Source organism: Methylobacterium sp. Leaf456 (assembly GCF_001425465.1).
Taxonomy (GTDB): Bacteria; Pseudomonadota; Alphaproteobacteria; order Rhizobiales; family Beijerinckiaceae; genus Methylobacterium.
On the sequence record NZ_LMQV01000041.1, the window covers coordinates 228369 to 243024 of the forward strand.

The window sequence follows — 14656 nt, forward strand, 5'->3', positions numbered from 1 at the left end:
CGCCACTCGGCTGCCCGCGGTTCACAGCTCTGCTATATGCCTGAGCAGCATGTCGCAGCCCCACCATCCCGAGACGAACGCCGAGCCCGATCCACTGCGCGTCTGGTTCCGCTTCATTCGGCTCAGCCGACGCGTCACCGCCGCGGTGGCGGCGGAGCTGCGCGGCACCGGCTTGTCGATCCCGCAATTCGACGTGCTCTCGACCCTGTCCGAGCGTGAAGGCCTGACCCAGCAGGAACTGGCCGGGCGGCTCTATGTGACCAAGGGCAACGTCTCGGGGCTGATCGACCGCCTCGTGGAAGCCGGCCTCGTCGAGCGGCGCCCGATCCCGGGCGACCGGCGCTCGCACGCGCTCCATCTCACCCCGGCAGGTGCGGAACTCGCCGCCCGCGGCATCGGCGCGCAGGCGGCCTACGTCGCCCGCACGCTGGGCCAGTTGGAGGCCGGCGAACTCGAAGCCTTCGAGGCTCTGGTGCTGAAATGGCGGGCGCTCGCGCGGGCGGATGCCGAGGCGCCGGACAAACAAAAACAGACGCCGGGGGCGCCTGTCGAGAAAGTTTGAGGTCTCTATTTCTTGATCGGTCAGGGCGGCACGACGCGCGTGTCGCGCGGTGCGCCCTCGACCGGACTCATGCTTCGCCGGTGCGGCCCGTGGACTGACCGCCCTTGCGGCCGGCCGACGAGGCCAGTTCGCGATCCTGCGAGAACGAGCGCTTGTCCGCCGGGACCGAACGGCCGCCCTTGCTGGCGATCTCGCGCTGACGCTCGATGTTCATGGACGCGAAACCTCGCTTCGAGGTCGAGTTTCCAGTAGCCATTGACGCCTCCTCAGGCTCGATTTTTCACACGTTTCCTCAACCTTCAGCGCAATCGATGGTTCCTTGGCCGTATCGATCACGGTCGAGTGCGAAACCCCAGTCCAGTCCAGACGTTACGAGAGCCGAGACAGGGATTTGCGCGGACTTGTGAACAGGTCTTGCACAGGCCCCGCCACTCCGGAGGATACCGGAAATGACCAATCGCCATATGGTAAAGCCTGACGCCGCGGCCAAGCCCTCGGCCGCGAACCGGACCCAGCCGCCGCCGATGCCGGCCCCAGAGGACAGTCGCACGCCGACGACCCAAGAGGAGCCGATCGACTCGCCCCAGCCGAACGCCAGCGCCAAGCGCGAGGCGCCCAAACCGGGCGAGATCGGGCTGGCGGCCGGTCGCGATCCGTGAGCGTCTTTGACAGGTTCGGCCTCCGGGGCTAGGCGCGGCCCTTTCCCGCGCCGCCGATGAAGGCGGCGGATCGGAGTCGGTCATGACCCTCGACAACGAGGTGACGTCCCTGCGGCAGGTGCCGCTGTTTCGCGAGGTCGAACCGGCGCGCCTCAAGCTCTTGGCCTTCACCAGCGAGCGGGTGCATTTCGAGGAAGGCCAGCTCCTCTTCGCCCGCGGCGAGGCGGCGGACGCCGCCTACCTGATCCTGGAGGGCGCCGCCGCGGTCTCCATCGACGGCCCGCACGGCCCCGTGCGCCTCGCCCTGCTCGGGGCCAACGCGCTGGTCGGCGAGATGGGCATCCTGGCCGACCAACCCCGCTCGGCCACCGTCACCGCCGTGGGCGCGACCACGGCGCTTCGGATCGACCGCGACGTGTTCCTCGAACTCTTGGCGCAGTTCCCGCAGATCGGCATCGCGGTGATGCGCGATCTGGCGCTCCGGCTGGAGCAGACCAACCAGCGGTTGGCCGAGCGCGGCGGGGCGTAGTCGATTCCGGGACGGTGCGGGGTCATTCGGTGGGGTAGGTGATGAACTCCATCAGCGACCCATCCGGATCGCGAAAATAGACGCTGATCCCCGCCCCAGCCGCCCCGTTGCGCTCCACCGGCCCGCGTTCGACCGCTACCCCATGCGCGGCGAGGTGCGCCATCGCCTCCTCGATCGAGCCCGACCAGCGGAAGCATAGGTCGCTGCCGCCGGGCATCACCGGTTTCGCCGCCCGGGGCTCGCCGATCTGGCCGGGGCCGTGGACGTTGAGCTGCACCCCGCCGAAGCGGAAGGCCACGCCCTGGCCCGCCGGAATCACCTCGGCGCCGAGCACGTCGCGGTAGAAGGCGGTGGCCCGCTCCCAGTCGGAGACGTGGATCACGCAATGGTCGAGATGGATCGCGGGCGCGAGCGCCACGGTGTCGAGGGGGTTCGCTTCGACGGTCAGTGTCTCGGTCTCGGGCATGGCTCTCCGGCCTCGGGCGACGCTGTCGCTTCAAGATAACGCGAGGACGCGCCCCGGCGAGGCGTCGTTCCTGGCCCGATGCGGCCCTCCGGCCACACCCGAACGGCTCCGCTGCGGCTAGTCATGGGGGCATGACGTTCCATCGACCCCCGTCCCGCGACGCCCGCAACGGAGTGGCCATGATCGCCCGCTCGACCGCCATCCGGACCCTTCTCGTCGCGCTATGCCTCGTGCCGCTCGCGGCCTGCAAATCCTCCGGCCCCGGCCAGATGGCCGCGCTCGACGACGAATCGGCGTGGTACATCGGCACCAAGCCGGACAAGCCGTACGACGTACCGCTGGTCGACACCTCCCGGCTCGATCCGAAGTACCGCCGCCAGGAGGTCGCCTATGCCGGCCCCGAGGCGGCGGGCACCATCGTGGTCGATATCGACAAGCGCCAGCTCGCCCTGGTGCAGGAGGGCGGCCGGGCGATCCAGTACGGCGTCGGCGTGGGCAAGCTCGGCTTCTCGTGGAAGGGCGACGCCCGCATCGCCCGCAAAGGCGTGTGGCCCGACTGGACGCCGACCACGACGATGGTCTCGCTCCATCCCGACATCGACCGCTCGCGCAAGGGCGGCGTCGACAACCCGCTCGGGGCGCGTGCGCTCTACCTCTACCAGGGCAGCCGCGACACGCTGTTCCGCATCCACGGCACCAACGAGCCGTGGAGCATCGGCGAGCAGATGTCGTCGGGCTGCGTGCGCATGCTCAACGAGGACATCGTCGATCTCTACGAGCGGGTGCCGGTGGGCACGCGGGTGCTGGTGAAGCGCGGCGGCAAGTACCGCGTCTGACGCGTGTTCCGGCGAAGCGGATGTCGCTTCGTCGAAAGAAGCTGCGCCCTATCCGCTTCATGGAGACATTGGCTTGATGCGGCCGGGCCGGAGATCGCTCCGGCCGCGATCGAGAGAGGATGCGCATGACCATCACGATCTCACATCTGCAACCGATCATCGCCATCGCCGCCGGCGTGCTGATCCTGATCGCGCCGCGGCTGCTGAATTACATCGTGGCGATCTATCTGATCGCCGTCGGCCTGATCGGGCTCGGCGTGCTGCGCCCCTTCACTTGATCCCTTGCACCTGATCTCCTCACCAACCTTCTGACAGACCGATCGCATCGTCACTGCCGCATGTGCGCAGTGCAAAGCTTCTCCTTGCGCTGCAAGAAGAGATGCGCCACGCCCGCGGAAACGATGCGTTAGGATGCCTCCCGGCCGGCCCGTCGAGGGCCCAAGGTCTCGCCTGCGCAAACGGCGCAGCGGGACGGTCGAACGAGAGACATTCGTGCCATCCGTCGAGCGGAGAGCCTGATGACGAAATGGGTCTATTCCTTCGGTGACGGCAAGGCCGAGGGCCAGGCGTCGATGCGCAACCTCCTCGGCGGCAAGGGCGCCAACCTCGCCGAGATGTCGAACCTCGGCCTGCCGGTGCCCCCCGGCTTCACCATCACGACGGAAGTCTGCACCTACTACTACCAGCACGGCGAGACCTACCCGGCGGAGCTCGCCGACGAGGTGAAGGCTGCGCTGGAGCAGGTCGGTGGGCTCACCGGCCGCCGCTTCGGCGACGCCGACAAGCCGCTCCTCGTCTCGGTCCGCTCGGGCGCACGGGCCTCGATGCCGGGCATGATGGACACGGTGCTGAACCTCGGCCTCAACGACGAGACCGTCGAGGCGATGGCGAAGGATGCCGACGACGAGCGCTTCGCCTACGATTCCTACCGCCGCTTCATCACGATGTACTCGAACGTCGTGCTCGGCGTGGAGCACCACGCCTTCGAGGAGGCGCTGGAGCATTACAAGGACGGCAAGGGCTTCAGCCTCGACACCGATCTGAAGGCCGACGACTGGAAGCACCTGATCGGCGTCTACAAGAAGATCGTCCGCGATGAGCACGGCTCGGACTTCCCGCAGAAGCCCGAGGACCAGCTCTGGGGCGCCATCGGCGCGGTGTTCGATTCGTGGATGATCCCGCGAGCCAAGAAGTACCGCGAGCTGAACCAGATCCCCGAGAGCTGGGGCACGGCGGTCAACGTCCAGGCCATGGTGTTCGGCAACATGGGCGACACCTCGGCCACCGGCGTCGCGTTCACCCGCAACCCCTCCACCGGCGAGAGCGCGCTCTACGGCGAGTTCCTGATCAACGCCCAGGGCGAGGACGTGGTGGCGGGCATCCGCACCCCGCAGGACATCACCGAGAAGGCCCGGATCGAGGCGAAGTCGGACAAGCCGTCGATGGAACTGGCGATGCCCGAGAGCTTCTCGGAATTGACCCGCATCTACGGCGTCCTCGAAAAACACTACCGCGACATGCAGGACATGGAGTTCACCATCGAGCGGGGTAAGCTCTGGATGCTCCAGACCCGCAACGGCAAGCGCACGGCCAAGGCCGCTCTGCGCATCGCCGTCGAACTCGCGGGCGAGGGTTTGATCTCAAAGGACGAGGCGATCCTGCGCATCGAGCCGGGCGCGCTCGACCAGCTCCTGCACCCGACCATCGATCCGGACGCCGAGCGCAAGGTGATCGCCACGGGCCTGCCCGCCTCGCCGGGCGCGGCGGTCGGCGAGATCGTGTTCAACTCGGAGGCCGCGGAAGCCGCCCGCAAGGCCGAGCGCAAGTGCATCCTCGTGCGCATCGAGACCTCGCCTGAGGACATCCACGGCATGCACGCCGCCGAGGGCATCCTCACCACGCGCGGCGGCATGACCAGCCACGCGGCGGTGGTCGCCCGCGGCATGGGCAAGCCCTGCGTCTCCGGCGTCGGCTCGATCCGTATCGACTACAAGGCGCAGACGCTCACGGTCGGCGGCGTGACGCTCAAGGCGGGCGAGGTCATCACCGTCGACGGCTCGACCGGTCAGGTGATTCAGGGCGAGGTTAAGATGCTCCAGCCGGAGCTGTCGGGCGACTTCGCCGCGCTGATGGAATGGGCCGACGCGGTGCGTACCATGAAGGTCCGCACCAACGCCGACACCCCCGCCGACGCCCGCGCCGCCCGCAAGTTCGGCGCGGAAGGCATCGGCCTATGCCGCACCGAGCACATGTTCTTCGAGGGCGACCGCATCGTCGCAGTGCGAGAGATGATCCTGGCCGACGACGCGGAAGGGCGCCGCGCGGCGCTGGCCAAGCTCCTGCCCTACCAGCGACAGGACTTCGTCGAGCTGTTCACGATCATGTCGGGCCTGCCCGTCACGATCCGCTTGCTCGACCCGCCGCTGCACGAGTTCCTGCCCCACACCGACGAGGAGGTGCAGGAGGTCGTGGCCGCGACCGGCGTCAGCGAGGACAAGATCCGCCACCGCACCCGCGAACTGTCCGAGCACAACCCGATGCTCGGCTTCCGCGGCTGCCGCCTCGCCATCGCCTTCCCCGAGATCGCGGAGATGCAGGCGCGCGCGATCTTCGAGGCCGCGGTGCAGGCCGCCAAGGACACCGGCGCCCCGGTGACCCCGGAGGTGATGGTGCCGCTCGTCTTCACCCGGATGGAGTTCGACATCGTCAAGGCGCGCATCGACTGCATGGCGAAGGCCGTCACAGAGGAGACCGGCGCCAGCTTCGAGTATCAGGTCGGCACGATGATCGAGCTGCCGCGCGCGGCGCTCAAGGCCGGCGAGATCGCCGAGACGGCGGAGTTCTTCTCCTTCGGCACCAACGATCTGACGCAAACCGCTCTCGGCATTTCGCGGGACGACGCCGCGACCTTCCTCGGGCCCTACACCCAGAAGGGAATTCTTGCCGTCGATCCGTTCGTGTCGATCGACCGCGAGGGCGTCGGCGAACTCGTCAAGATCGCGACCGAGCGCGGCCGGGCGCAGCGCCCGAACATCAAGCTCGGCATCTGCGGCGAGCACGGCGGCGACCCGTCCTCCATTGGCTTCTGCCAGGAGGTCGGCCTCGACTACGTCTCGTGCTCGCCTTTCCGCGTGCCGATCGCCCGTCTTGCCGCCGCGCAGTCGGCGCTCGGCAAGACCGAGTGATCGGATTGGCGCCGTAGGGCTTCGACCGTCGTGATGCGAAAGGGCGGCCGCTTCGTGCGGCCGCCTTTTTTCGTTCTCCTCAGGCCTCCCCAAGCTACGCAATAATTTTGCGGATGACGGCGTGAACCCGTGTCGTGCTGGCGCGTTCAATGCTAGCGGGAGTCTGAGCGCGGGAGCGCCGGCCTGTCGTATGGTCCGGGTCCTCGCGGGACGTGCCACATGCCCAATCCCGACACCTCCATCGCCCTTCTTGATGCCGGCGCCGTCGCGCCGGGGCCGCGGGCCATGCAGCACGCCTATCTCTGGATCCTCGCGAGCCTGACCACGGCGGTCGGGCTGCTGGGGTTGGCCTACGCACTGTCCCAGCACAGCGAGCGCGAGGCGGGCCGGATGATCATCGCCTCGCAGGGCGGTGTCGGCTACTTCGCCGTCGTCCTCAACGGGCTCGCCGTTCACCACGGCCGCCCGCCTCGCTGAGGCGAGTCGGGCTTTAACCGTCCGGCAACCACGTTCGCACTTAAACTCGCGCCTATGAGGAACGGGAGCCGCCGCCTGCGCTACGCTGCGGTCCCCGGGCCATCGTTCAGCGTGGGATGTCGGCGTTGCGTGCGAGTCGCGTTCGAGGACTGGGCCTCGGCCCCCGCTTCATCGTCTCGGCCGTGGTGCCGTGGATGCTGGCGAGCGGCCTGCTGATCTCCTTCACTGCCACCGCGGGCACCGACGCGACCCTGTCGGCGGAGCGATTGTTCGAGCGCGAGGTCGCCACCACCGGCGCAATCGCGTCGGGCTGGAACGCCGACATGATCGCCGCCGGCATCGTCGCCACACCGGATTCCAGCCACGACGAGCCCGACGACGGCAGCCTGCCCGCGCTCGCCGAATCCGACGGCTCGACCCCGGCGGTGCCGCGCGCGGTCGCCCTCTCCTCGGTGACGCCCGCGCCAGCCGATGCGACGCCGATCGAAGTCGCCGCCGCGAGCCTCGTCCTGCCGGGCTTCTCCCCACGCCTCGACCGCGCGCCGCGCCCGAGCGAGCCGGACGCCGACACCGCCTCGCCGGAAGCCAAGCACCGCTACGCCGACCTGATCGTCCCCGAGGCGATGGACAAGGAGCAGCGCTGCCTCGCCGAGGCCGTCTATTTCGAGGCCCGCAGTGAACCGGAAGAAGGTCAGGCGGCGGTGGCTCAAGTGGTGCTCAACCGCGCCAAGAGCGGGCTCTATCCGTCGTCGGTCTGCGGCGTCGTCTACCAGAACCGGCACCGCTTCATGGGCTGCCAGTTCTCCTTCGCCTGCGAGGGCAAGTCGCTGCGCATCACCGACGCCGGCTCGTGGCAGACCGCCACCCGCATCGCCAGCGCGGTGATCGAGGGCCGTACCTATCTCAGCGAGGTCGGCGGCGCGACCCACTACCATGCCGACTACGTGAAGCCGGGCTGGTCGCGCCGGCTGAAGCGCAAGGACATCATCGGCCGGCACATTTTCTATCAGTTGAAGCCGAACCAGACCTGACCCGCCGCGCCCTACGTCACCACGCTCGGCTCGGCCCGGCCGGTGATCGCCGCGATATCCGCCAGTTCCCGCGCCACCGCGACGACCGGGGCCAGAACCTCCGCCACCGGCTGCTCCAGCCGGGCGGGGTCGCTCTCGTAGCGCTCGATATAGACCCGCAGCGTCGCCCCCGTGGTGCCGGTGCCGGACAGGCGGTACACGATGCGAGCGTCCTCCGCGAAGGTGATCCGGACGCCCTGCGCCTCGGTGACCGAGCCATCGACGGGATCGACGTAGCGAAAGTCGTCGGCCTCGCTCACCGTCATCCCGCCGATCGTCGTGCCCGGCAGGCTCGCGACCTTGGCGCGCAAGCCGTCCATCAGCCGCTTGGCGGGGTCCGAATCGATCTCCTCGTAGTCGTGGCGGGTGTAGTAGTCGCGGCCGAACTCGGCCCAGTGCGCCCGCACGAGGTCCTGCGCCGGCTTGCCCGTCGCGGCCAGGATGTTGAGCCAGAGCAGCACCGCCCACAGCCCGTCCTTCTCGCGCACGTGGTTCGAGCCGGTGCCGGCGCTCTCCTCGCCGCACAGCGTGATGCGGCCGGCATCCAGGAGGTTGCCGAAGAACTTCCAGCCGGTCGGGGTCTCGAACGCCTCGATCCCGAGCTTTTTCGCCACCCGATCCGCCGCTCGGCTGGTCGGCATGGAGCGGGCGACGCCCGAAAGCCCGCCCGCATAGCCCGGCGCCCGGCGGGCGTGGGCGGCGAGGATCGCGAGGCTGTCGCTCGGCGTCACGAACAGGCCCGGCGCCACGATCATGTTGCGGTCGCCGTCGCCGTCCGAGGCCGCGCCGAAATCGGGCGCATCGGGCCCGTGCATGAGGTCGAACAGCTCGTGGGCGTGGACGGGGTTCGGGTCCGGGTGGTGCCCGCCGAAATCGGGCTTGGGCTCGCCGTTGACTACGGTGCCGGGCGCAGCGCCCAGCGTGCCCTCCAGGATCGCCTTGGCGTAGGGCCCGGTGATCGCCGAGAGCGCGTCGAAGCGCATGCGGAAGCCCGAGGCGAACAGTTTCTCCAGCGCCTCGAAGTCGAACAGCGAGCGCATCAGCTCGGCGTAATCGGCGACCGGATCGATGATCTCGACGCTCATGCCGTCGATGTCGTGGGTGCCGGTGGTGCCGAGATCGAGGTCGGGCGCATCCGCGATGCGGTACTCGGTGAGGGTCTTTGTGCGCTCGAAGATCGCGCCGGTGACGCTCTCGGGCGCCGGGCCGCCGTTGGCGCCGTTGTACTTGATGCCGAAATCGCCCTCCGGCCCGCCGGGATTGTGGCTCGCCGAGAGCACGATGCCGCCGATGGCGCCGTGCTTGCGGATGACGCAGGAGGCGGCGGGCGTGGAGAGCAGGCCGTCGCGGCCCACCAGCACCCGGCCGATCCCGTTGGCCGCCGCCATCTTGATGGCGATCTGCACCACCTCGCGGTTGAAGAAGCGTCCGTCGCCGCCGATCACCAGGGTCGCGCCGTCGCGCTCCGGGATGCAGTCGAGGATCGCCTGGACGAAGTTCTCGACGTAATGCGGCTGCCGGAACACCGGCACCTTCTTGCGCAGGCCCGAGGTGCCGGGCTTCTGGTCCGGGAAGGGGGTCGTGGTGACCTGCTTGGCAGCCATGCTGACTTGGTCCTCAGATTCGCTGCGGATGGTCTAGCGCAGTTTTGCGCCGCAACGAGACCGGTGGCACCGATTTCCCCGCCCGGATCGCGTCATTCTTGCGCCCCGGAGCGGACGCGGATCACCGCCGGGTTCTCGCGCAGGCGCCGGGCCACCGCTTCGACGTTACCGCGCGGCAGGCGGGCGAAGGTGATCGTCACCTCCTCCAGCCCCGGCTCCTCGCCCGGCCGCACCACGAATTGCCGGATGCGCGAGGCCCGCTCGCCGGTCACCTCGGGCAGCGCGTCGATGGCAAGGCTCCCGGCCTTCACCGTGAGCTGGAGTTCGCAGGCCTGATTCCGGTCACGCCAGCGCTCCTCGATCGGCTTCACGCCGGCCAGGATGCCGACGACGAGTGCGGTCGCGGCAATCGCCGGCACGTAGAGCCCGCCGCCGACGGCGAGCCCGATCGCCGCCACCGCCCACAGGCTCGCCGCGGTGGTGAGCCCCTTCACGACCTCGCCCCGCAGCAGGATCGTGCCGGCACCCAGGAAGCCGATGCCGGAGACGACCTGCGCGGCGACGCGCGAGGGATCGAGCACCACGTCCTGGCGCCCGAGCACGTCGGAGAAGCCGAAGGCCGAGACCAGCATGAACAGGCAGGCGCCGACGCAGACCAGCATGTGCGTGCGCAGGCCCGCGGCCCAGAGCAGCCGCTCGCGCTCGAACCCGATCACGCTGCCCATGGCCCCGGCCAGCAGCAGCCGCGCCACCATCTCCGTGTTGCCGAGCATGGCGTCTCCTCGTCTCGGATTCGAGTGGAACCCTGCGCCCGACGCCCGGCAGCGTGCAACCCGCTCCGCTTGACGCCCGAAGCCGCGCGGGTCCAATGCGGCGCGACTTTTCGGAAAACGTCGCCCAAGGGCTGCCGATGCCGCCGCTCCTCGCCCTGCCCTTTCCGGCCATCGATCCGGTCGCGGTCTCGCTCGGGCCGGTCGAGATCAAGTGGTACGCGCTGTCCTACATCGCCGGGCTGATCGGCGGCTGGTTCTACGCGCGCCGGCTGGTGCTGGCGGATTCGCTCTGGGGCGTCACCAAGCGCCCGAGCCTGACCGATATCGACGACCTCGTCGTCTGGGTGGCGCTGGGCGTCGTGCTCGGCGGGCGCATCGGCTACGTGCTGTTCTACAACCTGCCGCTCTATCTCGATCAGCCGATGGAGATCCTGGCGATCCGCAACGGCGGCATGTCGTTCCACGGCGGCTTCCTCGGTGCGGTGCTGGCGATGCTGGTGTTCGCCCGCGCCCGCGGCCTCGGCGGCCTGACGCTGCTGGACATTGCCGCCGTGGTGGTGCCGATCGGCCTGTTCTTCGGCCGCATCGCCAACTTCGTGAACGGCGAGCTGTGGGGCCGGCCCGCGCCCGATTTCCCCTACGCCGTGGTCTTCCCCACCGGAGGCGATGTGCCGCGCTATCCGAGTCAGCTGTTCGAGGCCGCGACCGAAGGGCTGCTACTCTTTATCGTCATGGCCTTCGCGGTGCGCCGCTTCGGCTTCCGCCGGCCGGGGCTGCTCGGCGGCCTCTTCGTCCTCGGCTACGCGATCACCCGGACCTTCTGCGAGTTCTTCCGCGAGCCCGACCGGCAACTCGGCTTCCTGTTCGGGCAGGACGTGAACGCGCTGGGCGGCGGCATCACCATGGGGATGTTGCTCTGCGTCCCGATGGCGCTGGTCGGGATCGCGGCGATCGTGCTTGCCGCCCGCGGGGTGACGCGGCCCCGGCGCGAGGGGCCGGAGATCCAGGCCGAGGCCGGGCAGATCTGAGCGTGACGCCGCTCCACGCGATCCTCGCGCGCACGATCCGCACCGACGGGCCGATCGGCCTCGACCGCTACATGGCTCTGTGTCTCGGCCATCCGGTTCACGGCTACTACGCCACTCGCGATCCGCTGGGCACGAAGGGCGACTTCGTCACCGCGCCGGAGATCAGCCAGATGTTCGGCGAGCTGGTCGGCGCCTGGGCGGCCGCGCTGCTCGCGGGCTTTTCCGGCCCCCAAAAACCCTGCCTGCTGGAACTGGGACCGGGACGCGGCACGCTGATGAGCGACGCGCTGCGGGCATTGCGGGCCGCGGGCGCGGATTTCGATCTCCACCTCGTCGAGACCAGCCCGGTGCTGCGGGCGCTCCAGGCCGAACGCCTCGCCGACGCGCGCCCGACCTTCCACGACAGCGTGGCGAGCCTGCCCGAAGCGCCGCTCCTCGTCATCGCCAACGAGTTCTTCGACGCGCTGCCCGCCCGCCAGTTCGTGCGGACCTCGCGCGGTTGGTGCGAGCGCCGGGTGGGCCTCGGCGAGCACGGCGCCCTCGCCTTCGGCCTCGTTCCAGAGCCCGATCCGCAGATCACCGCGGAGGCGCCGGAGGGCGCCGTGCTCACCGTGCCGAGCGCGGCCTTGTCGGCGATGCGCGACCTCGCCCGCCGCCTCGTGCGCGACGGCGGCGCGTTGCTCGCCATCGATTACGGCCACGCGGTTGCGGGCTTCGGCGACACGCTGCAGGCGGTGGAGGGCCACGCCTTCGCCGACCCGCTGACACGGCCGGGCGAGGCCGACCTCACCGTCCATGTCGACTTTTCCGCCCTCGCACGCGCCGCCGAAGCGGAGGGCGCGGCGATCCACGGTCCGGTGTTGCAGCGCGACTTCCTCCTCGCCCTCGGGCTGGAGGCCCGCGCCACCCGGCTCAAAGCCCGCGCGGACGCCTCCCAGGCGGCGGCGATCGACGCGGCCGTGGCCCGCCTGACCGATCCGAGCCCGCGCGGCATGGGCGCCCTGTTCAAGGTGCTCGGCGTCAGCCACCCGGCATTCACCGCGCTGCCCGCCCTCCCCTCCGTCTGAGATCGCGAGCCCCCATGGTCATCGAAGCCCCCGAACTCGGCGTCCTGCCCGGCCTGCGCCACGCCTTCTTCACCCGCGAGGGCGGCGTGTCGGAGGGGCTCTACGCCTCGCTCAACGGCGGCCGCGGCTCCAGCGATGCGCCCGAGCGCGTCGCCGAGAACCGGGCCAGGATGACCCGGCATCTCGATCTGCCGCCTCAGAACCTCGTCAGCCTGTATCAGGTCCATTCCGCCGACGTGGTGACGGTGGAGGCGCCGCTCAGTGAGCGCCCGAAGGCCGACGCGATGGTGACGCGGGTGCCGGGGCTCGCGCTCGGCATCGCCACGGCCGATTGCGGGCCGATCCTGTTCGCGGACCCCGAGAACCGCGTCGTCGGCGCGGCCCATGCCGGCTGGAAGGGCGCGCTCGGCGGCGTCGCCGAGGCGACGGTGGCGGCGATGGAGCGCCTCGGCGCCGTCCGCTCGAAGATCGTGGCGGTGCTCGGGCCGACGATCTCGCAGGCCAATTACGAGGTGGGCGCCGACTTCGTCGCTCGCTTCCGTACGGAGGTGCCGGGCTCCGAGAGATTTTTCTCAGAGGGTCGCGAGGGCCATGCGCAGTTCGATCTGCCGGCCTTCATTCTGGCCCGCCTCGCCGAGGCCGGGATCGGCAAGGCGACGGCGCTCGGGCTCTGCACCTATGCCGACGCGGACCGCTTCTACAGCTTCCGCCGCACCACCCACCGGAGCGAGCCGGATTACGGCCGCCTGATCTCCGCGATCACCCTGACCTAGCATCTTGTGACGCATGGGATTTTTCCTGAAAGCCGGCTTCACGGCCCCTCCCGGAAAGGCCGCTCCCCACCGCTCGGACCGATGCTCAAAAACCACACCCCCTCCGAGGGGGGCGCCGCGGCCAGGCTTTTGTGCGGTGCCGCACGTGCCGTTCGTCGGCGGCGTCGTAAGTCCGGCGGGTCACGGATCGCCGCGGCCAGTGGGCTGCGACAATCTGTCATCAGGCGATACCGAAAAAAAGCTAGGCCGCAAGTGAACCTTGGCCATTCGGTGACGTTTGATGATCGAACGGAAAGGCACAAAAACGATCTTCGCCACAAAGGGGCCGCCTTCGGGACGGTCGGCGTGATCGAGCCGCAACAGTATCTTCCGAGATGCTGGAATAGATACGGGGCACCGTGCCGCTGAGCTTCTCGCAAGCCTCGGCACAGTCAAAAAGGACCAGAGTGATGCAAGCACTTCTTCGCGCCGGTACGGCTCTCGCCGGCATCGTCGTCGCCGGTTCGGCGCTCGCCGCCGACCTTCCGCGCCGCGCCGCGCCGCCGCCGATCTTCACGCCGGTTCCGGTCTTCACGTGGACGGGCTTCTACGCCGGTTTCAACGCCGGTTACGGCTTCGGCACCAACGAGAGCCGCGGCGCCACCGTCATCGCCATCCCGGGCGCGCTGACCAGCCAGGGCGGCGGCGTCGCTGCTGCCGGGTTCAGCAACCGTGACAGCAACGACGGCTTCGTCGGCGGTGGCCAGATCGGCTACAACTACCAGCTGACCCCGGGCTCCGGTGTCGTCGTCGGTATCGAGGCCGACGCCCAGTACGTCGACTTCGGCCGCCGCCGTAACGCGGTCGGCCTGTTCGACGCCGCCGGCGGCGCCCTCACCGCCGCTCCGGGCGTGACCTTCGTCAACCCGAACGGCGTGTCGAGCCTCGACTACTTCGGCACCGTCCGCGGTCGTCTCGGCTACGCCTTCGACCGCACCCTCGTCTACGCCACCGGCGGCTTCGCCTACGGCTCGGGCGGCGGTCGCGAGTTCGGCCTGCCGGGCGCCTCCTCGGACGAGTTCAAGACCGGCTACGCCGTCGGCGGCGGCGTCGAGTACGCTCTGCCCACCGACTCGTTCCTGAACTTCTTCAAGTCCTCGGCCGTGACGTTCAAGGTCGAAGGTCTGTACGTGAACCTCGACCAGGGTCGCCGCCTCAACGGTGCCTACGCGTTCGACGCCGCCAACACCTACTCGGTCCCGGCCAACGGCACCGTGCTGGCCGGCTCGATCGCCCGCCGCGACACCGAGTTCGCCGTCGTCCGCGCCGGCATCAACTACAAGTTCGGCTCGTACTAAGCCGAACCCGGCGGCGGCCCTCACCCGAGGGCCGCTCCAGCCTGATCCTCGAAGAAGCCCGGTGCCCCCAGCACCGGGCTTTTTTCGTGCTCGCGCGGGTTTGAGCGGGTCGGAATCCCGCTTTCGTTCGTTCATGGCACGGAGGCGGCATCCCCCGCGCGCGTCCCGCTGGCGGACGTGGCGCGATGGCAATGCGGCTTCTCGTCCGGCTCTTACATTAGCTCGGCCGCTCCCCATCTCATCGGCACCGCACGGTGGACGACAGCGCCGGCGCCCAGGAGGACAACTCC

The 14656-nt window shown here is 69.4% G+C and carries 17 protein-coding genes; 12 read left to right on the forward strand and 5 right to left on the reverse strand.

The features are described 5' to 3' along the window. Positions 1-49 precede the first annotated feature (49 nt). Positions 50-562 (forward strand): MarR family winged helix-turn-helix transcriptional regulator, encoded by a 513-nt coding sequence (locus tag ASG52_RS19705; RefSeq protein WP_056246943.1) that lies wholly within the window; start codon positions 50-52, stop codon positions 560-562. A 67-nt stretch (positions 563-629) separates the two neighbouring features. Here the strand turns inward: ASG52_RS19705 and ASG52_RS19710 are convergent, their stop codons facing one another. Then, positions 630-776 carry a con-10 family general stress protein gene (locus tag ASG52_RS19710; protein WP_003599456.1) on the reverse strand — a complete coding sequence of 49 codons (147 nt, stop codon included), beginning with the start codon at positions 774-776 and terminating at the stop codon, positions 630-632. Between the two features lie 235 nt (positions 777-1011). Between ASG52_RS19710 and ASG52_RS19715 the strand changes: the two genes are divergently transcribed. Further along, entirely contained in the window at positions 1012-1221 is a 210-nt protein-coding gene (locus ASG52_RS19715) for a hypothetical protein (RefSeq protein WP_056246948.1), read from the forward strand. Positions 1222-1303: 82 nt separating this feature from the next. Beyond that, a complete protein-coding gene (locus ASG52_RS19720; protein WP_056246950.1) occupies positions 1304-1750 on the forward strand; it encodes a Crp/Fnr family transcriptional regulator in 447 nt (148 codons plus the stop codon). Between the two features lie 22 nt (positions 1751-1772). Here ASG52_RS19720 and ASG52_RS19725 read toward each other — a convergent pair whose 3' ends face one another. Continuing rightward, the gene (locus tag ASG52_RS19725; RefSeq protein WP_056246952.1) at positions 1773-2216 is read right to left on the reverse strand and encodes a VOC family protein; all 444 of its coding nucleotides are present in this window, start codon (positions 2214-2216) and stop codon (positions 1773-1775) included. A 179-nt stretch (positions 2217-2395) separates the two neighbouring features. On the opposite strand from ASG52_RS19725, the gene ASG52_RS19730 reads away from it, so the two are divergent. From ASG52_RS19730 to ASG52_RS19745, 5 genes are all read left to right on the forward strand, one after another. Continuing rightward, the gene (locus ASG52_RS19730; RefSeq protein ID WP_056246954.1) at positions 2396-3052 is read left to right on the forward strand and encodes a L,D-transpeptidase; all 657 of its coding nucleotides are present in this window, start codon (positions 2396-2398) and stop codon (positions 3050-3052) included. A gap of 125 nt (positions 3053-3177) precedes the next feature. Continuing rightward, positions 3178-3330 (forward strand): DUF3096 domain-containing protein, encoded by a 153-nt coding sequence (locus ASG52_RS26635; protein WP_082552658.1) that lies wholly within the window; start codon positions 3178-3180, stop codon positions 3328-3330. A 240-nt stretch (positions 3331-3570) separates the two neighbouring features. Next, positions 3571-6237: a pyruvate, phosphate dikinase gene (gene ppdK / locus ASG52_RS19735; RefSeq protein ID WP_056246956.1), complete on the forward strand. Its 2667-nt coding sequence runs from the start codon at positions 3571-3573 to the stop codon at positions 6235-6237. 219 nt (positions 6238-6456) lie between these two features. Continuing rightward, on the forward strand, positions 6457-6714 hold the full coding sequence (locus ASG52_RS19740) for a hypothetical protein (RefSeq protein ID WP_056246958.1): 258 nt from the start codon (positions 6457-6459) through the stop codon (positions 6712-6714). 125 nt (positions 6715-6839) lie between these two features. Continuing rightward, complete coding sequence (locus tag ASG52_RS19745) at positions 6840-7745, forward strand: cell wall hydrolase (protein WP_056246960.1); 906 nt, start codon at positions 6840-6842, stop codon at positions 7743-7745. A gap of 11 nt (positions 7746-7756) precedes the next feature. Here ASG52_RS19745 and ASG52_RS19750 read toward each other — a convergent pair whose 3' ends face one another. After that, positions 7757-9388, reverse strand: coding sequence for an alpha-D-glucose phosphate-specific phosphoglucomutase (locus tag ASG52_RS19750; RefSeq protein ID WP_056246961.1), 1632 nt, complete (start codon positions 9386-9388; stop codon positions 7757-7759). A gap of 92 nt (positions 9389-9480) precedes the next feature. Then, on the reverse strand, positions 9481-10161 hold the full coding sequence (locus ASG52_RS19755; protein ID WP_056246963.1) for an MgtC/SapB family protein: 681 nt from the start codon (positions 10159-10161) through the stop codon (positions 9481-9483). Positions 10162-10298: 137 nt separating this feature from the next. Between ASG52_RS19755 and lgt the strand changes: the two genes are divergently transcribed. The 3 genes from lgt to pgeF are packed head-to-tail and all read left to right on the forward strand — an operon-like array spanning position 10299 to position 13029. Further along, positions 10299-11189, forward strand: coding sequence for a prolipoprotein diacylglyceryl transferase (gene lgt, locus ASG52_RS19760; RefSeq protein ID WP_056247088.1), 891 nt, complete (start codon positions 10299-10301; stop codon positions 11187-11189). A gap of 2 nt (positions 11190-11191) precedes the next feature. Beyond that, positions 11192-12256: a class I SAM-dependent methyltransferase gene (locus ASG52_RS19765; protein ID WP_056246968.1), complete on the forward strand. Its 1065-nt coding sequence runs from the start codon at positions 11192-11194 to the stop codon at positions 12254-12256. A gap of 14 nt (positions 12257-12270) precedes the next feature. Further along, the gene (pgeF, locus tag ASG52_RS19770; protein ID WP_056246970.1) at positions 12271-13029 is read left to right on the forward strand and encodes a peptidoglycan editing factor PgeF; all 759 of its coding nucleotides are present in this window, start codon (positions 12271-12273) and stop codon (positions 13027-13029) included. A gap of 180 nt (positions 13030-13209) precedes the next feature. On the opposite strand, the gene ASG52_RS27445 is transcribed toward pgeF, so the two are convergent. Next, positions 13210-13389 (reverse strand): hypothetical protein, encoded by a 180-nt coding sequence (locus tag ASG52_RS27445; RefSeq protein ID WP_156384047.1) that lies wholly within the window; start codon positions 13387-13389, stop codon positions 13210-13212. Positions 13390-13478: 89 nt separating this feature from the next. Here ASG52_RS27445 and ASG52_RS19775 point away from each other — a divergent pair, with 89 nt between their 5' ends. Further along, complete coding sequence (locus ASG52_RS19775) at positions 13479-14366, forward strand: outer membrane protein (RefSeq protein ID WP_056246971.1); 888 nt, start codon at positions 13479-13481, stop codon at positions 14364-14366. Positions 14367-14656 lie beyond the last annotated feature (290 nt).